This is a genomic window from Pseudomonas sp. SDI (genome assembly GCF_003105155.1).
Lineage (GTDB): Bacteria > Pseudomonadota > Gammaproteobacteria > Pseudomonadales > Pseudomonadaceae > Aquipseudomonas.
This window is the reverse complement of the sequence record NZ_QETK01000022.1, coordinates 78,138-101,755: the sequence shown is the minus strand read 5'-3', so window position 1 is coordinate 101,755 and position 23,618 is coordinate 78,138. Positions and strand designations below refer to the sequence as shown.

Here is a 23,618-nt window from a genome sequence, read left to right as displayed (position 1 = left end):
TCATCGGTGTAGTTACGGCGAGTACTTGGGTACATGGCAACCTCCAAGAGAGCGACTTAAGTATCGCTTCTTGGCGTCCGTTGTCACGGGACAGGCCCAAACTCACCTTTGCTCATCACCTCATCCATGCCCTACCCCTTCTATTGACCATTCAGCTTTTCTGCTTCGCAGTTGGCTGCCTCGGCCTGCTCGGGCCGCGTTTGCGTAGCACCCTCAATCTGAGGCAAAGACGAGCCCGCTTAGGGAATCTACTGAGAGCGCAGGCAAAACGCCACCGCGCTGAAACGCACGTCAGAACACTTGGTCAGAATCTTCGCTTCGCGGTTTGTAGACCATCGGTCTGGCAGCTAGGCCGCGTTAGACAAACTGCCTGCGCATGGAAAAGTCTTTACCAGCACGAATCTGGATCTCGCCCTCGTAGTCACTAGGCCCTACCCTGCGGGCGCTCTTTAGCCGGACAAAAGCGGAGTCGAACTCGACCTGCAGCCTCGGCAGCTGACACGGCACACCCAACAGCAAAAGCACCTTACCCTGCGACTCCAGGAACATGAAATCAACCGTTTTCTCTGCGCTGATCCTGCGCATTGAGCGAACGCTTTTGAGATCCGGCGTGCTGAACTCCAGATGATCAGGTGGCATAGTTGAGTCCAATGTCACTCCATTGAGGATCGCTTGGACTTCGAAAATGTCTGAGGCAGGACTCATCTGGTCAAGCTTCTGGAAGCTCCAGTGAATCAGGGGATTAAAGGCCATGGAAATCTGTCGAGCAGCAGCAGCGAGCCTGAGAACATTGTAGGTATGACGTACATACTGGGTGTTCGCCTGGGAGCCAAAACTAGCCTCCCAGCACGCCTTGCCGTTGACCTCAATGGTCAAATGCAACTCTTGCGCAGACACAAGCTTCTGGTAAAGCTTGAGCAGTCGTCCTAGATACGGTAAATCAGCAAGCCTCATTCCTTCCCAGCTATCCAACGAAGCTTCAAGCGCGATGGAACATGATCGTGAGCCCCCAGCTAGGTTAATCGGGACAGAAAGCTGGAGGCATCCGCCCAGCGCTACACCTTTGAAAGTGGCGCTCTTTGATCCGTGAATGAGGGTACCGTCCATATCCACCAGGACGTCCGTGATGTCCAAGTCTTTATGCCGTACCACGATCTGGGCGCTTGCAGGAATGCTTCGAGGTGTCAGGACGACCCGTCCCCCGTCTCCCGAAAAAATCTTTTCAAGCAATGGGGAGCCTTGGACGTTCGCATCTGCGACATCGAACTCGAACGACTGCCCATGCTCGATCAAGGAGCGCAAACCTGACTTGTAATGCTCCTTGGCCTTTGTGTTCAGCTGCCACGAAGCCTTAACCGGTGCAGTAGGCACCAGCTCGAAGCTCGTCACACCTTGTTGCCAATGAGGGGTGACTTTGAATCGCGGATCAAGCGCCTCTAGTGATCGGCTTTCCGAGTAAAGTGCCTCGGATACTGACATCGAGAGCGACTTTTGAGTCTGCGCAGCCAGGGCCTGCTGTAGCAGCTCTTGAAGCCCATTTGCGACAGGCCGGTGCCCTTGGGCTTTTCTCGCTTTGGCTTCAGCATCAGCCTTCCATCCCTTCAACGTCTCCTTGGGATAGGAGCCGAAGTCGCCATCAATCTTTGGGCTGCACCCGCCACATAGCCAGAGACCATTGTCGAACCCCCGACGCTCTTCGCGGCTCATGTTTTCGTCGTAACGTGGGCCGCCCGGAGCAGCAGCACAGATGTGCGCAGCGTGGCCGGTATGGAATGACTTATCAGCGCCCTTTGGGCCGAATGTGGGTGCTTCGCATGAGGGATTGGAGCACAGCCCTCCCACCCGTTCACGAAGGGCTTTCTTGACTGCCTCCGTGAAGTCATCACGCTTACTGAGCTTTTTGGGACTCGCTGATTTGTCAGTACTCAAGTGACTCGCTCGCTGTGAAGGTGCCTCGCGGTTCTACGCGAAGCGACCATGGGTATGCACCGCCTGGCTAAGCGATCCCCCATCACTGATCTCATCCACTAACTATCAAGCAGCGATTGATGGCGTCAAGCCATGATGGTGAAATGACTGCGCCGGGCAGCACTGACGGCTTTCTTTGGACTGTTTGATGGAAATGGACATGACCGCAGCTTTAATCACAATTTTCGCCGGCCTTTGCGCAGCTTACATGGCTCGCGAACTCAAGATTTCCGAATTCCGGCAAGCTTGGATTAACGGGCTTCGCGAGGAAATTTCAGACTTCGTAGCCAAGGCACACGAATGGATAGACCTGTACATCGACACCAACCCGAGTGATGACCAAGAGCTGAAGGCAGAGGCCCATAAAAAACTCAACTCACTGAAGTACGAGGCTTTCCGTGCGTACAGAAAGATCCAGATGCGCTTCAAGCCGACCGACGAGGAAGCGAACAAGCTCCTGGCATCACTACAGAACCTACTCGATCCCAGCAAGCTATACGTAGCCCCCCAAGAGGCAAGAGGGAGGGGAAAATACAACGTTTGGCGGGAGCTCGCAGATTTGACAATCCTGCAAGCACGACACCTGCTCAAAGAGGAATGGGAAACCACGAAAAACCCTCTAACTCGCGTTGCACGCAAGGTGCCCGTCTGGCTGGATTCGGTTTCCGCTGCTGTTAGGAAATAAAGCGTTCCGCGCCAGATCAGCTCTGAGGTCGGGCGGTGAGATGGTTTAAAGTTATGAGCCCTTGTGCTTGGAAAGGTCAGCCCTCTCTTCTACACGAGGAGACGCTGTCTAATCCATGAAGGCCGTTTGGCTCACCAGACGGTGAGTAGGCGGGAGCAGATTCCTTCTCCCGCTCGACCGCTAGTCACCCTTTGACCGAGCAATGGCTCCCTCATTCAGACCGTTCTCACCTCCATCCATTCCTCGGCTGATCTTGCCTATGTGTGTAAAGAACCGCAATCGGCTCATACGTACAGTCACACGTCGATTTATGGCTATGCATCAAGTCACTCCACATAGCCATTCGACGCTAGCGTCACTCAGCTAGATCAGCCGATAGTCACGGTGCAAAACGCCAAGCTCTGCCAGGCCTCGCGCGAGCATCTGACTGTACCCTTGGCGATCATGGATGAAGGGAGAAAAAAGGCTGTGGCCTAGCCACTCTTCGAAGCCATTTTGGGCAACGTTTGCCAACGCCATGCCCACCGAGCGCACGTCTTCGAATCGCCCATGCTGCAGGTCATCTTTGCTCAGGTTATCGTGGACGTATTCGGTTTGATCACGGAGCGACGACCACCGTTTAAACGAAGCGCGCCTAACTTGGCATGGCACGCAGCGACCACAGTGCTTGTAACCGAACCGCTGGAAGCGCCCACAACTGGTTGATGCCACGGCATGCTGCTTGAGCAAATCCTGATTTCTGCAGCCCACCATCATTTCCCCTTTCGTGACCAAGGCATAGGGGTTACGAATCTGAACGTTGATGCCGGCAGCATCAAAGACCTGCTGAAGCCGTCCCAGGTACTCAGGATGCGCAGTGCGAGTGCTCAGGCTACCGACGCGGGACATGGTCAGCGGCGGATTGATGGCGATGAACCCGTTCTCGCAGATGTACAGCGGCACGGTCTCGCCACGATGGTAGCGATCGAGCGAGGTCGCTACGGCCAAGCCAAATGCCAAAAATACGATCGAGCGAGCACGTTGGGACGGCTCCTGCTGCCCAGGCGATCTGGCCACATGATTGAGCCCGATGCGGCTCAAACCCAGGCTCTGAGCAAACAGATCCTGCTTCTCACCGTCACCTCTGACAATCTGGCTCACCGCATAGGGCTTTAACCCCTGCTCCACCAGGTCAATCGCGCCAATCAAGCTGTCTAGACCTCCAGAAAGCAGCACCACCGAATCTTCCACAGGATGCAGCGCCTGCATCTGTGCTGGCGGCCCAAAACCACCGGGATGGAAAGCCAGCGTCCACTGATCCGTTGTAAGAAACCGCAGCGCCGCCTCCAATGCACGCGCCTGGGTGTTCCAGAACACCGGATCTTGCACAGCAATCTCAAGGCTGATCTGCCGAGTCCAGGCGTCGGCACTCTTTGCTCTCAAATCAGTGAAGTCAGCAGCCACCACCGAAAGCGCGATACTCAGAAAGTCCCAGGCTTGGGGGCTGATTTCCAAATGGGCTTTGTCCAGCAGTTCACGGGCATAGCCACCGACGCTGACCTGTCCATCTTCAGCTTTGCCGTAGATCACCACTTGAGTGGCGCCGTCCATACCCGGCACCGTAAATCCAGCTGGGCCGCACACAAACCTCATTCTACGTACCCCTCAAACACTTCAAAGGTGTCCTGTAACGCCTGGGTGACCACCTGAGAAATCCTTGCGGTAGTCAAGGGCGTTCTAGCGGTTGCGATCTTGCGGAACGAAGCGCTCACGCACTCTTTGATGTAGTCCTTGATCTCCTTCAAGCGACGCATTGCGACCGATGCTGAAGGCGCCTTTTCCTGGATGGTCTTGCACATATCGAGCTCGTACCGATGGAACACGTCCATCGCTGTGAAACGCTCAATCGCAAAAGCCCGCTGCTCAGCTGACAGGTTGAGCAGGTCAGCATCTGGATAGCGCACCAAAACATCGGACAGCGACCCACGAATCGAAGCCCGCGCGGCTTCTGCATCCTGAGTACCGTCTACCGGGCGGACGGCTTCAACCAGGGCATCCATCACTTCGGATGCAGAGCGACCTTGCAGAAGGGCACGGTCAAGTACACCGGGGCCAGCTTGTTGACTGCCATCAGCGACCGACTCAAGCGCGCTGCCGAAGACCCCGGCGATTGACGCGGTGCCTCCAAAACGTGCCGTGGTGGTTTTTGATCCACCATACCCATGGCGCACATACTCCCGCAGGCTCTTGCGCAAGCTATTGCGATTACCGCTATTTGCGAAGTCACCCAGCCCTCGCCGTGCTCCCTTGAATCGTGCAGGAGGGGCTAAGGGTGGTGGTGCCTGGCGTACCTGCCTGGGGTTTTCGGGTTGGTCATTACCATCCTCGGTCTCGTCCTTGTCCGGCTCAGGTGGCCCGTCATGTCGTGGATCCTCCGGTAGCTCGGGCGGCTTTGGCGGCACGGGCGGCGGCAGCGGCGGCAGCGGCGGAGTCCAAGGTGGTACGTACGGTAGGCCCTTGCCAGGCGGATCGTTATTTTGTGAGGTTCCCATCGAACTTCCTTATCGCAGCCTTCACCGGCCCACTGACTTCAGCCGTCATCCAGAATTCGTAGACTGACTTCACCCAAGACTCGTCGGTCAGTTTCGGCACGATGCCCGCTTGGATTTGCGCAGGCGGACGTGCCTTCAGGAACGCCGCCAGTCGGAGCCCCTGCTGCGCATCTAGGCGCCCGACCACGAGCAACGCCTCCAGGATGTCCGGTACGCCCCACTCCTGCTCAGCACCCGCTTTATCAAGCAAACGATCCATCACGACGTTGATATCGACGGGCGCTATGAGAGCCAGCCGATCCTTGAGCTGCTCAGCCATGTCAGGGGTAGCAAGCAGTGCCGTGAGCAACTCGGCAGCCACTGAAGACAGTCGGTCTTCGTCTGTGATGATCGGAGCATGCTCACGACTGACGTAGATAGCACCCCGCAGATCTTTGTCTGCCAACGCCGGAGGCAGGGCGAGCCAGTCTTTTACAAAAGGAAGATCCCAGGGCTGCTGGAGTGTCAGGGCCTTACCCAACTTCACATCCGCTTCCCACTCGCTAAGCAGCACGGGCTTGCCGTCCTTGTGGGAGGCCACAGCCTTCATCAGCTCTTCGTACGCTTTGGGGTTGCCGCTACGCTCGAACAGCATCAGCTTAACGAGTACGGCTTCGTCGACACCCACCCCTTGGGCACGAGAGATGCTCATGCGGATAGACAGCGCGTTCAAGAATCGCTTGATGAGTCGCGGGTTTCCCTGGATACCAGAAGCTGACGTCATGACTGCAGCCAGGCGCTCAGCGGTATCAAACTTGCCGATCAGATCTGTGGGGTAGTCGTCGTACAAGGTCTGCATGAATGCGCGATCCACCCGGTTGCCCTGCCAGGTTGTCCGAAGCTGTCCGCGCACCTTGACTCGAATTTCTTCGACGACTTTTTTGGGCAGCTTACTGTTCTCTAGGAACAGCATCATCATGTACGCCCGGACTTCCTGGGTACCCAAGGGAGGAACACGAATCGGCACCTGAATCAGTTTGTCGAAATAGCTGGTCACCAAGACATCATCGGGCACGCCGCTAAAGTGCTTGCGCACCGCGTGCTTGATCATCTCGTTGTCTGCAGCGATCACGAACGCCGTGTTGCGCAGGAACAGGAAGAGACGAATGGCTTCCAGGGTTGAGATCGTGGTCTCCGGCAGGCAGCGATCCAGGTCGTCGATCAACACGACCAGGGTGACCCCCAGCTCTTCCAGGATGGCCTCGAAGTTATCCCTGAGTGCCTGAATTTCCTTCGGCGGAGACTTTTTGGCAGGCGCGCTATTCCATAGCTTACCAGCCTCATCCTTGGCTTTTTCGGCGGTGTTGTGCAATGCCTCGATGGCATCCTGATCAACCTGCCCAGATCGAACTCGGTCAACTAGGCCGATGATCTCGCCCAACAGGCCCGGCGCGGGTACTCCCGTAGCAAAGGACAAGGCTGTGCTGCCGGCGAGCTTCGCAGCCCGGAGCCAATTCACCCGTGAAAGCAGCTCAGACGCCTTATCCAGGCCTTTCGCGCGCTTCTTGGCCTCAGCTTCCAGACGCGTGGCGATCACGTCCATCAAGGCGGCGCGGGCATCATCGTAGCCTTGGTACAGCCAAGCGTTGAACTCGACGAATACAAAGTCCTTCGCAGGCTTCTCCTCGCCTTGGGGCGGATCTTTGAGGGACGCCTGGATCAATTTGATCATGGACGACTTGCCCGCGCCCCACGCACCAGACACACCGATGGAAATCGGGCGGCCCTCAGCCTGGTAGACGATCTCGGCGACTGTGTCAGCAACGCCGGAAAAATTGAGGAAGTCTGTTTCCGTCTCGTTATCTACCCACATGACAACCTCCCTGGACGTCTTCAGCGTGAAAGCTTTCCGAGTGAAAGTTGTCAGCGTGAAGCAATGGCAACGACGCGCCATAGTAGCCTTGCGCTGGGCCAGTGGCCACCACCTACTAGTACACTGAGATGAGGAAATATTTCGTTACGTGGCGGTTAGTCAGGAAGAGGGCGTGCCCCTCTAGATCCCCAAATCACCAGCAAAGTACATGTCCCGAAGATAGTCAGGGAGTTTCTGATTCAGAGCAAGCCGAAAAGCGGCCCAGTTCATGCCAAATCTGGTTTTGGATGGCCAAGGTACCAGCAAGCTCGGACACCTCCTCCCCTGCTTCTGGAGGCTCAACAGCAATGAGTGCGCCCTCCGGCAGAATGTCTCGAAGAAGCTGAATGACGCCGGATGGGTAGCGGCCATTGCCTTCCAGGTCAGCAATTGGGGAAAAGAGGAAGCAGGCCCAGTCTTGCCGCTTTTCGATGACTGGCAGGAGCTTGCTCCGTAGCTCCTCGCGGCTGAAGCTAGAGGCCACTGTCCACCAAATCACCTCTGTGTCTTCTACCTCCATGCCTTCCGGCGGCGTCTCCAGATAATTTTCATACTGATCGCACACCACGACCTCAGGTCGGGGGATCGGTTGGCCGGGCTGCCAGGTAGCGAGGGGCTGGCCGTCTTCAGGGGAGCCTACGTTCAGAAGGCTGTTCTGGGCATGCGGTACATCAGGGTTGTGGAACATCGAGAGGCCTTAATCTGCGAGCAGAGAGAGCCAAGGGCCAGGCGGTAATCCCGTGCCTGTTTGGCGATTGACTGAAAGAGCGAGGTGGGGCTAACGGGCATGGCCCCTGAACATCAACGGGAATGGGCTTTCCAAGCATGCAGCTGAAGGCGAGTTACCTTTTAGGTGTGCAGCAGAATGCAGTAACGTGCATATAGCTGGGTGCACGTTGATGATTCTGGGCTTTGAGGGGGACTGACGGCTGGCCGGGGCATCGCGAATGACCAGAAACAAAAAAGGGCGTAGATCGCTCTACGCCCTGATTTTACTGAGTTTGGCGGGAAACCAGGGATTCGAACCCTGGGTACGCTATTAACGTACGCCGGTTTTCAAGACCGGTGCATTCAACCACTCTGCCAATTTCCCGATGCATACTGCTGGAGTGACCTGAAGTGTGCATCTAGGATCTACCTTAGATAAGAACTCTAGGATAGTTGCCCATCGACGGTTTTCAAGACCGTTGCCTTAAACCACTCGGCCACGCTTCCACAGAACAGCGGCCGCCATAATACCGAAATGAAACAAGCTGTCAAACTCTCTGTATCGCGGCTTTCCCTGGGGCTGTGTATGATCTTGCATCTAAACGTTTCAAAACCACAGGAGTGTCGCCATGCGCGAACAGGATTACGCCGTCAACCACGGCCAGCAGGTCGAGCAGCAAGAAGTCAGCCGCGTCCTGCGCAACACTTACGGCCTGTTGGCCATCACCCTCGCCTTCAGCGGCATCATGGCCTACGTGGCCCAGCAAATGCGCGTCGGCTACCCAAACATCTTCGTGGTGCTGATCGGCTTCTATGGCCTGTTCTTCCTCACCAACAAACTGCGTGATTCGGTCTGGGGCCTGGTTTCCACCTTCGCCCTCACCGGTTTCATGGGCTTCCTGCTCGGCCCTATCCTCAACCGCTACCTCGGCATGGCCGGCGGCGCCGAAGTCGTCAGCTCGGCCTTCGCCATGACCGCGCTGGTGTTCGGCGGTCTGTCCGCCTACGTGCTGATCACCCGCAAGGACATGAGCTTCCTCGGCGGCTTCATCACCGCCGGTTTCTTCGTCCTGATGGGCGCCGTGCTGGCCAGCCTGTTCTTCCAGATCAGCGGCCTGCAACTGGCGATCAGCGCCGGCTTCGTGCTGTTCTCGTCGGTCTGCATCCTGTTCCAGACCAGCGCAATCATCCACGGCGGCGAACGCAACTACATCATGGCCACCATCAGCCTGTATGTATCGATCTACAACCTGTTCGTCAGCCTGCTGCAACTGTTCGGCCTGATGGGTCGCGACGACTAACACTGCTCAACGCGACAAAAAGCCCGCTTCGGCGGGCTTTTTCATGGGCGCGCGGTCAACTACGCGCAAAAGCCGACAAAAGCTACCGCAAATGGCCATCGCCCCGTAGAATGCGCTCCTTTTTTCTCCCGGGGCAGCACCTGCATGAGCTCAATCGAACAAGGGCCCGGCGCAACAGCGCAGGCCAATGAACTGGTTCTCGGCCTGGAAGATCGGCCACGCCCATTGATCGGCCTGCTGGCAGCCCTACAGCACCTGCTGGCGATCATCGTGCCCATCGTCACCCCAGGCCTGCTGATCTGCCAGGCGCTCGGCGTATCGGCCCGCGACACCAACCTGATTGTGTCGATGTCGCTGGTGATCTCCGGGATCGCTACCTTCGTCCAGTGCCGCCGCTTCGGGCCCTTCGGCGCCGGGCTGCTGATCGTGCAAGGCACCAGTTTCAACTTCGTCGGCCCCCTGATCGCCGGCGGCGCGCTGATGGTCAAGCAAGGCACGCCTGTGGAAGGCGTGATGGCGGCGATCTTTGGCGTGGTCATCGCCGGCTCGTTCGTTGAAATGGGCATTTCGCGGATCCTGCCCTTCGTCAAACGCCTGATCACCCCACTGGTCACCGGCATCGTGGTGCTGATGATCGGCCTCACTCTGATCAAGGTCGGCCTGATCAGCATGGGCGGTGGCTTCGCCGCAATGAGCAATGGCACCTTCGCCAACGGCGAAAACCTGCTGCTGTCCGGCGTGGTGCTGGCAATTATCGTGCTGCTCAACCGGATCCCGGTGGTGTGGATGCGCAGTTGCGCCATCGTCATCGCCCTGGCCGTGGGCTACGCCCTGGCCGGCTACCTCGGCCGCCTGGACTTCACCGGCATGCACGAAGCCGCACTGTTCCAGGTGCCAGTACCACTGCATTTCGGCCTGGGCTTCTCCTGGGCACTGTTCATCCCAATGCTGGTGATCTACCTGGTAACCTCGCTGGAAGCCATCGGCGACGTGACCGCCACCAGCAAGGTCTCGCGCCAGCCGGTCGAAGGGCCGATCTGGATGCAGCGCATTAAAGGCGGCGTGCTGGTCAACGGCGCCAACTCGCTGCTGGCCGGGGTGTTCAACACCTTTCCGAGCTCGATCTTCGCCCAGAATAACGGGGTGATTCAGCTCACCGGCATCGCCAGCCGCCATATTGGCATCTGGATCGCAGCCATGCTGGTGATCCTGGGCCTGTTCCCGAGCGTGGCCGGGGTGATTCAGGCCGTACCGGAGCCAGTGCTGGGCGGTGCGGCGATGGTGATGTTCGGCGCGGTGGCGGCCTCCGGAATCAACATCCTCGCGAGCATCAGCCTGGACCGCCGCGCACTGCTGATCATTGCAGTGTCGCTGGCACTGGGCCTGGGTGTGGCGCAGGTGCCGGAATTCCTCGCACACATGCCGTCGGCGCTGCGCAACGTGCTGGAGTCGGGCGTGGCGACTGGCGGGATCTGTGCGCTGCTGCTGAACTGGTTCCTGCCAGAGGTGAAACGCGAGGGTTGATCGAACCTTGAGCCGCCTGGCGGCCCAGCGCGGACAAGGCCCGCTCCCACTGCGATCCGCCACCGGCAGGTGATGGGCGCTGTGGGGGCGGGCTTTTTGCTTTATTATTCGCGCAGAATTGTTTACCGAGCCTGCCATGAAGTTCGCCATCGCGGTTTTTTCCCCCAGCCATGCGCCCTCCTCGCGCCGTGCACTGTTGTTCGCCCAGGCCGCCCTCGCCGGCGGCCACGAGATTGTTCGGCTGTTCTTCTATCAGGACGGCGTCCACAGCGCTTCGGCTAACGTGGTGACACCTCAGGATGAACTCGACGTAGCCACACAATGGCGCGACTTTGTCAGTGCGCACCACCTCGATGGCGTGGTCTGCATCGCTGCCGCCCTGCGCCGCGGCGTGCTCAACGCCGAGGAAGCCGCGCGCTACCAGCGCAACGCCGTCAACCTGCCGGCGCCGTGGGCGCTTTCCGGGCTCGGCCAACTGCATGAAGCGGCCCAGCTCGCAGACCGCCTGGTCTGCTTCGGAGGCGATTGAATGGCCAAGTCCCTGCTGATTATCAGCCGCCAGGCGCCATGGTCCGGCCCGTCAGCCCGCGAAGCGCTGGATATTGCCCTCGCCGGCGGCGCGTTCGACCTGCCGCTGGGCATGCTGTTCCTCGATGACGGCGTATTCCAACTGGCTTGCGGCCAGCAACCTGCCCAACTGCAACAGAAGAACCTCGGCGCCAACCTGCAGGCGCTGCCGATGTTCGGCGTCGAAGCGCTGTTCGTTGCTGGTAGTAGCCTGGCCGAGCGCGGCCTGCCTGCCGACAGCCTAAGCCTGCCAGTCGAGGTGCTGGACGACGCCGCACTCGCGGCACTGATCGACCGTTTTGACCAGGTGGTAACCCTCTGATGAGCACCTTGCACGTCCTTTCCCATTCGCCGTTCGGCGACGACCGCCTGAGCAGTTGCCTGCGCCTGCTCGGCGCCAACGATGGCCTGCTGCTGTGCGGCGACGCCGTCTATGCGCTGCAAGCTGGCAGTGCGCCGTTCAAGGCACTGCAAGCACGAAACCTAGAGCAGCGCCTGTACGCCCTCGACGAGGACCTGCAAGCGCGCGCCATCAGCAACCCTGCGGCCAGCGCCGTCGACTACCCGGGCTTTGTGGCACTGTCGCTGAGCTACGACAAGGTCAACAGCTGGCTATGAGCACCCTGACTGTCGACGCCCGCGACATCCCGCTGGACAAGGACGGCTACCTGCAAGAACTGAACGACTGGTCCGAGGCTGTCGCCGAAGCCCTGGCCAGCCGCGAAGCGATTGCCCTGACGCCCGAACACTGGGAAGTGCTGAACCTGCTGCGCGCGTTCTACGCCGAGTTCCAGCTGTCGCCGGCCACCCGTCCGCTGATCAAGTACACCGCCCTGAAGCTCGGCCCGGAGAAAGGCAACAGCCTGCACCTGAACCGCCTGTTCAACGGCACGCCCGCCAAACTCGCCGCCAAGCTGGCAGGCCTGCCCAAGCCGACCAATTGCATATGACCGAACCTCTCCCGCTGATCACCGAAACCCCGGCCGAGCATCCGTTCGCACAGTTCGTGCGCATTCTTGGCAAGGGTAAGCGCGGCGCCCGCGGCCTGACCCGCGAAGAAGCCCGCGAGGCCATGGGCATGCTGCTCGACGGCAAGGTCGAGGATACCCAACTGGGCGCTTTCCTGATGCTGCTGCGGCACAAGGAAGAAAGCCCGGAGGAGCTCGCCGGCTTCACCGAAGCACTACGCGAGCGGGTTCAGGCACCCTCGATTGCCGTCGACCTGGACTGGCCGAGCTACGCCGGCAAGAAGCGCCACCTGCCGTGGTTCCTGCTGGCCGCGCGCTGCCTGGCCAACAATGGCGTACGCATCCTGCTGCATGGTGGCGGTGCGCATACTGCCGGGCGGTTGTACACCGAGCAGGTGCTGACCTTGCTGCAGATCCCGCTGTGCCGCGACTGGCACGCGGTCGAAACGGCCTTGGACGATCAATGCCTGGCGTTTATTCCGCTGCAGGACTGGGCACCGCGCCTGCAACGGATGATCGACCTGCGCAATACCCTGGGTCTGCGCTCGCCAATTCATTCCCTGGCTCGCGTACTCAATCCACTCGGCGCGCGCTGCGGGTTGCAAAGCATTTTCCATCCCGGCTATCAGGCCGTACACCGCGAGGCCAGTCGCCTGCTCGGCGACACGGCGATCGTGGTCAAGGGTGATGGCGGCGAAATCGAGGTCAACCCCGACGCCACTAGCCACCTGTATGGCACGGTCGGCGGCCTGGAATGGGATGAAGAGTGGCCACAACTGTCGTCGCAACGCCACGTCAAACCCGCCAGCCTCGAACCGCAGCACCTGCTCGCCGTATGGCACGGTGAAGCCCGTGACAGTTACGGCGAAATGGCCCTGGTATCGACCATGGCCCTGGCCCTGCGCGGCCTCGGGCACAGCCGCGACGAAGCCTTCAGCCTGGCCCGTGGCTACTGGGATACACGCCTGAACGGCTGACCGATCGAAGCCATCGATCAAACCGGCGCACTCTTTGCGCTATTCGTTCGAACCTCAGTCCGTAGACTGGGCGCTAACAGCAACGAATAGCCGAGGAGCTCAGCATGGGCCTGTTGATCGATGGCCGCTGGCAAGACCAGTGGTACCAAAGCAGCAAGGACGGCGCTTTCCAGCGCGAGAACGCACAACGTCGCAATGCACTGCCGGCGGCTGAGGCCGGGCGCTATCACCTGTATGTCTCGCTCGCTTGCCCGTGGGCGCATCGCACGCTGATCTTGCGCAAGCTCAAGGGCCTGGAAAGCCTGATCGATGTGTCGGTGGTGAGCTGGCTGATGGGCGAGCACGGCTGGACCTTCGACACGGCACTCGGCTCGACAGGCGACAAACTCGACGGCCTGGCCTACCTGCATCAGCGCTATACCCGCGACGATCCGCATTACACCGGACGGGTGACCGTACCCGCACTGTGGGACACGCAGGAACAACGCATCGTCAACAATGAGTCGGCAGAGATCATCCGCGTCCTCAACAGCGCGTTCGATGGCCTGACCGGCAACCGCCTGGACCTGTACCCGGAGCCACTGCGGGCGCAGATCGATGCACTGAACGAGCGGATCTATCCAGCGGTGAACAACGGCGTATATCGTGCCGGCTTTGCCACCTCGCAAGGGGCGTATGAGCAAGCGTTCGATGAGCTGTTTGCCGAACTGGAGCGGTTGGAGGCGATGCTCGGCGTGCAGCGTTACCTCGCCGGGGAATACCTGACCGAGGCAGACTGGCGCCTGTTCACCACCCTCGTGCGCTTCGATGCGGTGTACCACGGGCACTTCAAGTGCAACCTGCGGCGTATCAGCGACTACCCGAACCTGTCGAGCTGGTTACGCGAGCTGTATCAGTGGCCAGGGGTGGCCGAGACCGTGGACATGCAGCACATCCAGCATCACTACTACAGGAGCCACAAGGCCATCAACCCGAACGGAATTGTGCCGAAAGGGCCGTTGCAGGACTTCATGGCGGCACATGATCGGGACAGGCTGGCTGGGCGGGGAATTTGGACCAAGGCAGGGCTTTAGCACATCATCGCGGGACGAGCCCGCTCCCACAGGGTTTTGTGGGAGCGGGCTCGCCCCGCGATACTGTCAGTGCTGCGAACCTTCGAACCAGGCCAGCTTATCCCGCAACTGCACCACCTCACCCACAATTACCAGCGTCGGCGCATGCACTTCATGCTCCGCCACCAGTTGCGGCAAATTGGCCAGCGTGCCGGTAAACACCCGCTGGTTTCTGGTAGTACCCTGCTGCACCAGCGCCGCCGGCGTGTCCGCCGCTCGACCATGGCGAATCAGTTCGGCACAGATGGCCGGCAAGCCAACCAGGCCCATGTAGAACACCAGCGTCTGCGCCGGCGCGACCAGGTCGTTCCATGGCAGATTGCTGGTACCGTCCTTCAGGTGCCCGGTGACGAAGCGCACCGACTGCGCGTAATCCCGGTGGGTCAGCGGAATGCCCGCATACGCGGAACAGCCGCTTGCTGCGGTAATTCCCGGCACTACCTGGAACGGAATGCCCTGCTCGGCCAGCTCTTCGATCTCTTCGCCGCCCCGGCCGAAGATGAACGGATCGCCCCCCTTCAGGCGCAGTACGCGCTTGCCCTGACGGGCCAGGTCGACCAGCAGCTGGTTGATCTGGTCCTGTGGCACCGCGTGATCCGCCCGGCGCTTGCCGACATAGATGCGCTCGGCATCACGCCGACACATCTCAATGATCGACGGCGCCACCAAACGGTCATACAGCACCACGTCGGCTTGCTGCATCAGGCGCAAGGCGCGAAAGGTGAGCAAGTCCGGATCGCCCGGCCCAGCCCCTACCAGATACACCTCGCCGCCCTTCTGCTGCGGCGCACCCTCGACCTTGGCCTGCAACAGGCGCTCGGCCTCGGCGCCCTGCCCGGCCAGTTGGCGCTCGGCAATCGGCCCCTGGAACACATCCTCCCAGAAACCACGGCGCTGGTTGACGTCGGGGTACAGCGTCTTGACCCGGTCACGGAAGCGCGCGGCCAGCCCGGCCAACTCGCCATAGGCAGCCGGAATCCAGGTTTCCATCTTGGCCCGGATCAAGCGTGCCAGCACCGGCGCATCGCCGCCGCTGGACACGGCCACCACCAGCGGCGACCGATCGACGATCGCCGGGAAGATCACCGAGCACAGGGCCGGCGCATCGACCACATTGACCGGCACGCAGCGCTTGTGCGCATCGGCCGAGACCTGGGCATTGAGCGCCGCGTCGTCGGTGGCCGCGATGACCAGTTGGCAACCGTCGAGGTCGCTTGCTTGATAGCCACGGGCCAGAAGCTCGCCGCCGCTCTCCCGCACCAGCTCGGTCAGTTGCGCCTCGATCTGCGGCGCGACAACCCGCAGCACGGCGCCGGCATCGGCCAGCAGGCGAGACTTGCGCAAGGCAATCTCACCTCCCCCCACGACCAGCACCGAGCGGCCACGCAGGTTATGGAACAGCGGCAGAAACTCCATTTAGCCGATGACCTCCAGGCCACCCATGTACGGCTTGAGCACTTCCGGCACGCGGATCGAACCGTCGGCCTGCTGGTAGTTCTCCAACACGGCCACCAGGGTCCGACCGACCGCCAGGCCCGAACCGTTCAAGGTATGTACCAGCTCCGGCTTGCCGGTTTCCGGGTTGCGCCAGCGGGCTTGCATGCGGCGCGCCTGGAAGTCGCCACAGTTGGAGCACGAGGAGATCTCGCGGTACTTGTCCTGGCTCGGCACCCACACTTCCAGGTCGTAGGTTTTCACGGCGCTAAAGCCCATGTCGCCAGTGCACAAGGCCAGTACGCGGTACGGCAGCTCCAGGGCTTGCAGGACGCGCTCGGCGTTGGCGGTCAGGCCTTCGAGCGCTTCCATCGATTTGCCTGGCTCGACGATCTGGACCATTTCGACCTTGTCGAACTGGTGCTGACGGATCATCCCGCGGGTATCACGCCCCGAGGCGCCGGCTTCGCTACGGAAGCACGGCGTGTGGGCCACGAACTTGATCGGCAGTTGCTTGGCGTCGAGGATTTCGCCGGCCACGATGTTGGTCAGCGACACTTCGGCAGTCGGGATCAGGTAGAAGTCGGCTTCGCCTTCGCGGCTGATCTTGAACAGATCTTCCTCGAACTTCGGCAACTGGCCGGTACCTTGCAGCGCCGGAGCCTGAACCAGGTACGGGGTGTAGGCTTCTTCGTAGCCATGCTCGCTGGTGTGCAGGTTGATCATGAACTGCGCCAGGGCGCGGTGCAGACGGGCGATCGGGCCGCGCAGCAGGGCAAAGCGAGCGCCCGACAACTTGGCGGCGGTTTCGAAGTCCAGGCCGCCGCTCTTCTCGCCCAGGGCCACGTGGTCCTGGATCTCGAAGTCGAAGCTGCGCGGGTTGCCCCAACGACGCACTTCGACGTTGCTGTCTTCATCGGCACCGACCGGGACGCTTTCGTCCGGCAGGTTCGGAATGCCCAGCAGGATCGAATCCAGCTCGGCCTGAATGCCGTCCAGCTCGACCTTGCCGCTGGCCAGTTCACCCGCCATGCGTTCGACATCGGCCATCAGCGGGGCAATGTCCTCGCCTTTGGCTTTGGCCTGGCCGATGGACTTGGAACGGGCATTACGCTCGGCCTGCAATTGTTCGGTGCGGGTCTGCACTGCCTTGCGGCGTTCTTCCAGTGCTTCGATGCGCGCGACATCCAGGCTGAAGCCACGGGAGGCCAGGCGGTCCGCCACTTCCTGAAGTTGGCCGCGTAACAGTTTGGAATCGAGCATATCGTTCTCTCGTTGGTTCAGAATTTGGTCAAAGACAGGCCAGCCCAGGTCGCGAGCAGCCCGCCGAATACGCTGATTGCGGCATAGCCGAAAGCCAGCGGCGCCTGCCCGCCTTCGAGCAGACGCAGGGTATCCAGGGAAAAGGATGAAAATGTGGTCAGACCGCCGAGAAAGCCGACGATCAGCCCGGCACGCAACTCAACCGGCACCCAGGGGCGATGCAGGAATAGCCCGTACAGCAGACCGATCAACAGACAGCCGATCAAGTTGACCGCCAGCGTACCCAGATAGAAGTGCCGTGGCCAGTGCACACTGACCCAATGGGTCGTGGCAAAACGCAACAGGGTCCCGGCAATCCCACCAGCGGACACGGCCACCACCAGTGCAATCACGGTTTTCTCCTTTGTCGCGGGCTCTTGCGATCAAGTTCGGCAAGGTGCTTGAGCTTCTCGCCGATCTTCAGCTCCAGCCCACGCGGGACCGGCTGGTAGTAGTGGCGCGGCTCGAGATTGTCCGGGAAATAGTCCTCGCCTGCGGCGTAGGCATCCGGCTCATCGTGGGCGTAGCGGTATTCATCGCCATAACCCAACTGCTTCATCAGCTTGGTCGGTGCATTGCGCAGGTGCAGCGGAACTTCCAGCGAGCCATGCTCAGCGGCTTCGCGCAGGGCGGTTTTGAAGCCCATGTACACGGCGTTGCTTTTGGGCGCGCAAGCCAGGTAGGTGATGGCCTGCGCCACCGCCAGCTCGCCTTCGGGGCTGCCAAGGCGCTCCTGCACATCCCAGGCCGCCAGGCACAGGCTCAGGGCGCGGGGGTCGGCGTTGCCGATGTCTTCGCTGGCCATGCGCACCACCCGGCGGGCGATGTACAGCGGGTCGCAGCCACCGTCGAGCATGCGCGCGAACCAGTACAGCGCGCCGTCGGGATTGGAGCCGCGCACTGACTTGTGCAAGGCGGAAATCTGGTCATAGAAGGCTTCACCGCCCTTGTCGAAACGCCGCCGGGTGTCGCCGAGCAGGCTTTGCAGCAGGTCGACGCCGATCTCGCTGCCGTCTTCGGCCAGGTCCGAGGCGTTCTCCAGCAAGTTGAGCAGGCGGCGGCCATCGCCATCGGCAGCGGCCAGGAGCATCTTGAAGGCTTCGTCGTGGAGCGTCAGCCGGCGCTTGCCAAGGCCACGCTCTTCGCTGAGCGCGCGCTGCACCAGGCGATGCAGGGCCGCTTCGTCGAGACTCTTGAGCACGTATACCCGAGCCCGCGACAGCAATGCATTGTTCAGTTCAAACGAGGGGTTTTCGGTGGTCGCGCCGATGAAGATCAGCGTGCCGTCTTCCACATACGGCAGGAAGGCATCCTGCTGGGACTTGTTGAAGCGATGCACTTCGTCGACAAACAGGATAGTCCGCCGGCCGAACTGCGCCGCTTGTTGCCGGGCGATTTCTACCGCCTGGCGGATCTCCTTGACCCCGGCCAGCACCGCCGACACGGTTTCGAAATGCGCTTCGCAGAACTGCGCCAGCAGCCGCGCCAGGGTGGTCTTGCCCACCCCGGGTGGGCCCCAGAAGATCATCGAGTGCAGGGCACCCTGCTCCAGCGCCTCGCGCAGCGGCTTGCCACGCGCCAGCAGGTGCTCCTGGCCGACGTATTCGTCCAGGTTGGCCGGGCGCAAGCGCGCGGCCAGGGGCTGGGCAACGGGGTCACTGCGAAACAGGTCCATGGACGGCGGTACGACCTCTTACTCTTGAATCACGTCCGCGCCCTTGGGCACGTCGAACTTGAACTTGCTGGCCGGGATCACTTCGTTGGCCTTCACCCCAGTGAAGAGGATGTTGGTGCGCTGGCCGACGCTGTCGATCAGTTGCATGTCATTGATCAGGCCCTTGCGGAACGACAGGCGCAGCGAGTCGAACAGGGTGTCCTTGGTTTTCGGCTTGAGCACGAAATCCATCACATCGCCCTGCTCCTTGGAACTGATGTCGAAGCTCTGGCTGATTTTCGACACGTCGCCGGACAGCAGCAAGGCCGGGGTCTGGGTCAGACGCTGGTCAAGCTTCTTGATGGTCGCCTGTTCCAGGTCCGGGTCCCACAGGGTGACCTTGGCGCCGTCGGACACCACCACCTGCTCCTGCGGTGCGTCGGTATGCCAGTAGAACAGGCCTGGACGCTGCACCGCCATCTGCCCGGCAGTTTCCTGCAACTGGGTGCCGCTGCCATCCAGGGTCAACTGGGAAAAGGTCGCGGAAATCGTCTTCGACTTCTCCAGCAACTGGGTCAGACGCGCCACGTCGGCGTCGCCGGCGAATGCCGACGCAGAGGACAGGGCCATAGCGGAAACCAACATCATGCGGATCAGGCGCATGGAAATCCTCGTTGCATAGTGAATGGTGCCGGTGCCTGCAAGGGCCGCCGGCAGTCTCGAATATCAGTCGCGGGACGGCCCTGGGGCAAGCACTTCACGCGAACCGTTGGTGTTCATGGCGGTGACCACACCGGCCATTTCCATCGCCTCGATCATCCGCGCGGCGCGGTTGTAACCGATCTTCAGCTTGCGCTGTACCGCAGAGATGGATGCGCGACGGCTTTCCAGCACGAACTGCACGGCTTCGTCGTAGAGTGCGTCGGTTTCGGCATCGTCGCCGTCACCGCCGCCGCTACCACCGTCGAAGCCGCTACCGGCCTCTTCGACACCGCTGAGGATGTCGTCGTTGTAATCCGGTGCGCCGCGCTGCTTCCAGGCCTCGACCACACGGTGCACTTCGTCGTCGGAGACAAACGCGCCGTGCACCCGAATCGGCAAGCTGGTGCCAGGCGGCATGTAGAGCATGTCGCCGTGACCGAGCAACTGCTCGGCACCGCCCTGGTCGATGATGGTCCGCGAGTCGATCTTGCTCGACACCTGGAACGCCATGCGGGTCGGAATGTTGGCCTTGATCAGACCGGTGATCACATCCACCGATGGGCGCTGGGTCGCAAGGATCAGGTGGATACCGGCCGCCCGCGCTTTCTGGGCGATACGGGCGATCAGTTCTTCGACCTTCTTGCCGACGATCATCATCATGTCGGCGAATTCGTCGACCACCACCACGATGGTCGGCAGGGTTTTCAGCAGCGGCGGCACGTCGTCCATGCTTTCGCGGCGGAACATTGGGTCGTAGATCGGCTCGCCGGCTTCTTCGGCGTCCTTCACCTTGCGGTTGAAGCCAGCCAGGTTACGCACGCCCATGGCCGCCATCAGCTTGTAGCGCCGCTCCATTTCGGCAACGCTCCAGCGCAGGGCGTTGGCGGCATCCTTCATGTCGGTGACCACCGGGCACAGCAGGTGCGGAATGCCTTCGTAGATCGACAATTCGAGCATTTTCGGGTCGATCATGATCAGCTTGGCGTCTTCCGGGCCCGACTTGAACAGGATCGACAGGATCATTGCGTTGACCCCCACCGACTTACCGGAACCGGTGGTACCGGCTACCAGCAGGTGCGGCATCTTCGCCAGGTCGGTGATCACCGGCTTACCGCCAATATCATGACCCAGGGCCATGGTGACCGGCGACTTGGCCTCATCGTATTGCGGTGAGGACAGCACTTCGGAAAAGCGCACGATCTGCCGGTCTTCATTGGGGATCTCGATACCCACGGTGGTTTTGCCGGGGATCACTTCCACCACCCGCACGCTGGTCACAGCCAGCGAGCGCGCCAGGTCCTTGGCCAGGTTGGCGATACGGCTGACCTTGACGCCCGCGGCGGGCTGGATCTCGTAACGGGTAATCACCGGACCGGGATGAATCGAGTCGACCGAAACCTCGACGCCGAACTCCTTGAGCTTGATCTCCAGCAGGTGGCCGACACCCGCCAGGGACTCCGGCGAATAGTTGACCTGTTTCTTTTCCGCCGGATCGAGGATCGAGATCGGCGGCAGCGTGCCTTCGACCGCGCTGTCGACGAACAGCGGCGCCTGCTTCTCTTTCTGCACACGCTTGCTCGGTTCCGGCGCTTTGACCGGCGCCGGCATGATGACCGGCGGCGCTTGCTGCTCGCGCTCGGCAACGTGCTTGCTCAGGGCTTGGTCGCGTTCGATGATGCGTTCCTTGGCCTTGATCTGCTCGCGCTTGTCGGCCACCACCGGGGCGACCACCTCATGCACCTGATCGTCGACCTCGCGCAGCTGTGCCACCAGGCGCTTGCGCTCGTTGCGCGCGACCCACCAGCGATTGGCGGCCCCCTGGAACAGCTCGAACAGATCGAGGGTGATCTTGCCGGTGATGTCCATCACCTTGAACCACGACAGGTCGGTAAACACAGTGAGGCCGAAAAGGAACAGCGCAATGAACATCAGGGTGCTGCCCTGCACGTTCAGCGCGTTCTTGGCCAGATCGCCCAGGCTTTCGCCCAGCGCGCCACCGGCGGAAGCTGGCAGGCTGGGCGCGGAATGGAAGTGGATGTGTGCCAGCGCGGCACCGGAAAGCACCAGGAACACCAGGCCGATCAGTCGCCAGGAGAACAGCCAGCCGCTCCACTGCCACGGCTGATGGCGCTCACGGAAGATCTGCCAGGTCTTGATCGCCAGCAGCAACGGGAAGATGTAGGCGAAATAGCCCAGCACCATGAACATGATGTCGGCGAAGAAGGCTCCGGCGCGGCCGGCGGCGTTCTGCACCTGCTCGACGTTGCTGGTGTGACTGAACCCCGGGTCGGCCTGATCGTACGTGAGCAGGGCCATCCACAGGTACAGGCACAACGCGCCCATGGCGATCAGCGCACCTTCCTTGAGCCGGTAATGCAGCTGCTGGCGCCAGAGAGGCTCGGGATTGGGAGTTGCGGTGGATTTCTTCAAAACAGGTCGATTCCTGCGCTTTCAGCGCGTCCAACAGTGGTTGACCAGGGTGAACGGTCAACAAACCACTACTTTTAACATTACTGCCCGCCTACCGCCATGGCGGCACGCCGGAACGGGGCGTAAACGGGGGCCAATTTCCTATACGGCAATTTGAGCACGCATTTTCTTTTGTGACAAAGGCTTATGCGGTGTTTTTGTGCAGCTGTGACAACAAAGCCGCTGGCAAGTTGCCCAGCTCCGCTGCGACACGGTCTCTCATGTAGGCACCGGCTGTTCCCGGATGTTTCGCGCGATTGACCGCCGCGCCCTGGCGCGCGATGCTGGGCGCCCTCCCCTCTTCCGTTTTCAGTACCTGACGACAATGCTGACCTGGCTAAGCCGCACCTCGCTGGACTTCCCGCCTCTGGACAAGGCCCTGCACGACCCCAACGGCCTGCTCGCCGCCGGTGGCGACCTAAGTGCCGAACGCCTGGTACAGGCCTACCGGCATGGCTGCTTCCCGTGGTTCCAGGATGGCCAGCCGATTCTCTGGTGGTCGCCCGACCCGCGCACGGTGCTGTTCCCCGACGAGCTGCACGTATCGCGCTCGCTGCGCAAAACCCTGCGCCAGGGGCGCTTCCAAGTCAGCTTCGACCAGGACTTCACCGCCGTCATCGCCAACTGTGCCGCCCCGCGCGCCTACGCCGACGGCACCTGGATCACCGACAGCATGCAGGCGGCCTACCTCAAGCTGTTCCAGCAGGGCTTCGCTCACAGCGTCGAGGTGCGCGACAACGGCGAGCTGGTCGGCGGCCTGTACGGCCTGGCCATGGGCCGGCTGTTCTTTGGCGAGTCGATGTTCAGCCGGGCCGACAATGCCTCCAAGGTCGGCTTCGTGCACCTGGTGGAGCACCTCAAGGCCGCCGGTTTCGTGCTGATCGACTGTCAGATGCCCACCGACCATCTGCACAGTCTGGGCGCCCGAGCAATTGCCCGGGCCAGCTTCGCCGATTACCTGCAGCGCTACCTCGACCAGCCCAACAGCGCCACCTGGATGTGCCAGCAAGGCGTTTGCTAGGCGAGTTTTCACAGCTGGCTTACACTTGTAAAAAAGTACGTCCGAGGGGTTGATCATGACAGAGCTGGCGCGGTTGAAGTTTTATGCCACTCAACCCCATACCTGCAGCTACCTGCCTGGCGAGCAAGCGACCACGCTGTTTCTCGATCCGAGCCAGCCGATGGACGTCGACGTCTACGCAGACCTCTCGGAAATGGGCTTTCGCCGCAGCGGCGACCACCTTTACCGGCCGCATTGCCAGAACTGCAATGCCTGCGTACCAGCACGCATCCCCGCCGTACGCTTCACCCCCAATCGCCAGCAGAAGCGCATCGTCAAGCGCAATGCCGACCTCAGCGTGACATCCGCCCGCCCCAGCTTCAGCGAAGAATATTTCGAGCTGTACCGGCGCTACATCGAGCAGCGCCATTCCGACGGCGACATGTTCCCGCCCAGCCGCGACCAGTTTTCCACTTTCCTGGTTCGCGACCTGCCGTTCTCGCGCTTCTACGAGTTCCGCCTGGACGGCAAGCTGCTCGCGGTGGCCGTGACCGACCTGCTGCCCAACGGCATTTCGGCGGTGTATACCTTCTACGAACCAGGGGAGGAACGGCGCAGCCTCGGGCGCTATGCAATCCTCTGGCAGATCGGCGAAACCCTGCGCCTGGGCCTCGACGCAGTCTATCTCGGGTACTGGATCAAGAACTGCAAAAAGATGAACTACAAGACCCAGTACCGACCCATCGAGCTGCTGATCAATCAGCGCTGGGTGACCCTGAACTGAAAATCTTGGCTTGCCCCCCATTTTTCAGGCACAATGCACGC

General features: G+C 60.9%; 22 protein-coding genes and 1 tRNA gene. 11 read left to right on the top strand and 12 right to left on the bottom strand.

From position 1 onward, the window contains the following. Window positions 1-357: 357 nt before the first annotated feature. A complete protein-coding gene (locus DCO48_RS15815; protein ID WP_133247613.1) occupies window positions 358-1,929 on the bottom strand; it encodes a hypothetical protein in 1,572 nt (523 codons plus the stop codon). Between the two features lie 199 nt (window positions 1,930-2,128). On the opposite strand from DCO48_RS15815, the gene DCO48_RS15810 reads away from it, so the two are divergent. Further along, window positions 2,129-2,653, top strand: coding sequence for a hypothetical protein (locus DCO48_RS15810; RefSeq protein WP_116551552.1), 525 nt, complete (start codon window positions 2,129-2,131; stop codon window positions 2,651-2,653). Window positions 2,654-3,016: 363 nt separating this feature from the next. Here DCO48_RS15810 and qatC read toward each other — a convergent pair whose 3' ends face one another. The 5 genes from qatC to DCO48_RS15785 all read right to left on the bottom strand — a co-directional run bounded on the left by qatC (window position 3,017) and on the right by DCO48_RS15785 (window position 8,168). Further along, on the bottom strand, window positions 3,017-4,285 hold the full coding sequence (gene qatC, locus DCO48_RS15805) for a Qat anti-phage system QueC-like protein QatC (protein WP_116551545.1): 1,269 nt from the start codon (window positions 4,283-4,285) through the stop codon (window positions 3,017-3,019). Beyond that, entirely contained in the window at window positions 4,282-5,184 is a 903-nt protein-coding gene (qatB, locus tag DCO48_RS15800; RefSeq protein WP_116551544.1) for a Qat anti-phage system associated protein QatB, read from the bottom strand. The genes qatC and qatB overlap by 4 nt, the downstream gene beginning before the upstream one ends. Continuing rightward, window positions 5,165-7,036 carry a P-loop NTPase fold protein gene (locus DCO48_RS15795; protein ID WP_116551543.1) on the bottom strand — a complete coding sequence of 624 codons (1,872 nt, stop codon included), beginning with the start codon at window positions 7,034-7,036 and terminating at the stop codon, window positions 5,165-5,167. Before DCO48_RS15795 ends, qatB begins: the two co-directional genes overlap by 20 nt. A gap of 223 nt (window positions 7,037-7,259) precedes the next feature. Next, the gene (locus DCO48_RS15790) at window positions 7,260-7,763 is read right to left on the bottom strand and encodes a hypothetical protein (protein WP_116551542.1); all 504 of its coding nucleotides are present in this window, start codon (window positions 7,761-7,763) and stop codon (window positions 7,260-7,262) included. Between the two features lie 314 nt (window positions 7,764-8,077). Next, window positions 8,078-8,168: transfer RNA gene (locus tag DCO48_RS15785), tRNA-Ser, on the bottom strand. 244 nt (window positions 8,169-8,412) lie between these two features. On the opposite strand from DCO48_RS15785, the gene DCO48_RS15780 reads away from it, so the two are divergent. The 8 genes from DCO48_RS15780 to DCO48_RS15745 all read left to right on the top strand — a co-directional run bounded on the left by DCO48_RS15780 (window position 8,413) and on the right by DCO48_RS15745 (window position 14,193). Further along, a complete protein-coding gene (locus tag DCO48_RS15780; RefSeq protein ID WP_036994557.1) occupies window positions 8,413-9,084 on the top strand; it encodes a Bax inhibitor-1/YccA family protein in 672 nt (223 codons plus the stop codon). A gap of 144 nt (window positions 9,085-9,228) precedes the next feature. Continuing rightward, complete coding sequence (locus DCO48_RS15775; protein ID WP_116551541.1) at window positions 9,229-10,608, top strand: nucleobase:cation symporter-2 family protein; 1,380 nt, start codon at window positions 9,229-9,231, stop codon at window positions 10,606-10,608. A 136-nt stretch (window positions 10,609-10,744) separates the two neighbouring features. Further along, window positions 10,745-11,137 (top strand): sulfurtransferase complex subunit TusD, encoded by a 393-nt coding sequence (tusD, locus tag DCO48_RS15770; protein WP_116551540.1) that lies wholly within the window; start codon window positions 10,745-10,747, stop codon window positions 11,135-11,137. After that, window positions 11,138-11,497: a sulfurtransferase complex subunit TusC gene (tusC, locus tag DCO48_RS15765; protein ID WP_116551539.1), complete on the top strand. Its 360-nt coding sequence runs from the start codon at window positions 11,138-11,140 to the stop codon at window positions 11,495-11,497. Next, window positions 11,497-11,793: a sulfurtransferase complex subunit TusB gene (tusB, locus tag DCO48_RS15760; protein WP_116551538.1), complete on the top strand. Its 297-nt coding sequence runs from the start codon at window positions 11,497-11,499 to the stop codon at window positions 11,791-11,793. The genes tusC and tusB overlap by 1 nt, the downstream gene beginning before the upstream one ends. Continuing rightward, window positions 11,790-12,125 (top strand): TusE/DsrC/DsvC family sulfur relay protein, encoded by a 336-nt coding sequence (locus tag DCO48_RS15755; RefSeq protein WP_116551537.1) that lies wholly within the window; start codon window positions 11,790-11,792, stop codon window positions 12,123-12,125. Before tusB ends, DCO48_RS15755 begins: the two co-directional genes overlap by 4 nt. Next, window positions 12,122-13,120, top strand: coding sequence for a glycosyl transferase family protein (locus DCO48_RS15750; protein ID WP_116551536.1), 999 nt, complete (start codon window positions 12,122-12,124; stop codon window positions 13,118-13,120). The genes DCO48_RS15755 and DCO48_RS15750 overlap by 4 nt, the downstream gene beginning before the upstream one ends. 104 nt (window positions 13,121-13,224) lie before the next feature. Then, window positions 13,225-14,193: a glutathione S-transferase family protein gene (locus DCO48_RS15745; RefSeq protein ID WP_116551535.1), complete on the top strand. Its 969-nt coding sequence runs from the start codon at window positions 13,225-13,227 to the stop codon at window positions 14,191-14,193. 66 nt (window positions 14,194-14,259) lie between these two features. Here DCO48_RS15745 and cysG read toward each other — a convergent pair whose 3' ends face one another. From cysG to ftsK, 6 genes are all read right to left on the bottom strand, one after another. Further along, window positions 14,260-15,648 carry a siroheme synthase CysG gene (gene cysG / locus DCO48_RS15740; protein WP_116551534.1) on the bottom strand — a complete coding sequence of 463 codons (1,389 nt, stop codon included), beginning with the start codon at window positions 15,646-15,648 and terminating at the stop codon, window positions 14,260-14,262. Beyond that, a complete protein-coding gene (gene serS / locus DCO48_RS15735) occupies window positions 15,649-16,929 on the bottom strand; it encodes a serine--tRNA ligase (protein ID WP_116551533.1) in 1,281 nt (426 codons plus the stop codon). Between the two features lie 17 nt (window positions 16,930-16,946). Then, entirely contained in the window at window positions 16,947-17,321 is a 375-nt protein-coding gene (gene crcB, locus DCO48_RS15730; protein ID WP_116551532.1) for a fluoride efflux transporter CrcB, read from the bottom strand. Then, window positions 17,318-18,643, bottom strand: coding sequence for a replication-associated recombination protein A (locus tag DCO48_RS15725; protein ID WP_116551531.1), 1,326 nt, complete (start codon window positions 18,641-18,643; stop codon window positions 17,318-17,320). Before DCO48_RS15725 ends, crcB begins: the two co-directional genes overlap by 4 nt. Window positions 18,644-18,661: 18 nt before the next feature. Continuing rightward, on the bottom strand, window positions 18,662-19,285 hold the full coding sequence (lolA, locus tag DCO48_RS15720) for an outer membrane lipoprotein chaperone LolA (protein ID WP_116551530.1): 624 nt from the start codon (window positions 19,283-19,285) through the stop codon (window positions 18,662-18,664). A 63-nt stretch (window positions 19,286-19,348) separates the two neighbouring features. Beyond that, on the bottom strand, window positions 19,349-21,754 hold the full coding sequence (ftsK, locus tag DCO48_RS15715; protein ID WP_116551529.1) for a DNA translocase FtsK: 2,406 nt from the start codon (window positions 21,752-21,754) through the stop codon (window positions 19,349-19,351). 364 nt (window positions 21,755-22,118) lie between these two features. On the opposite strand from ftsK, the gene aat reads away from it, so the two are divergent. After that, window positions 22,119-22,814, top strand: coding sequence for a leucyl/phenylalanyl-tRNA--protein transferase (gene aat / locus DCO48_RS15710; protein ID WP_116551551.1), 696 nt, complete (start codon window positions 22,119-22,121; stop codon window positions 22,812-22,814). Window positions 22,815-22,869: 55 nt separating this feature from the next. Then, entirely contained in the window at window positions 22,870-23,577 is a 708-nt protein-coding gene (locus DCO48_RS15705) for an arginyltransferase (RefSeq protein ID WP_116551528.1), read from the top strand. The last annotated feature ends 41 nt before the right edge of the window (window positions 23,578-23,618 follow it).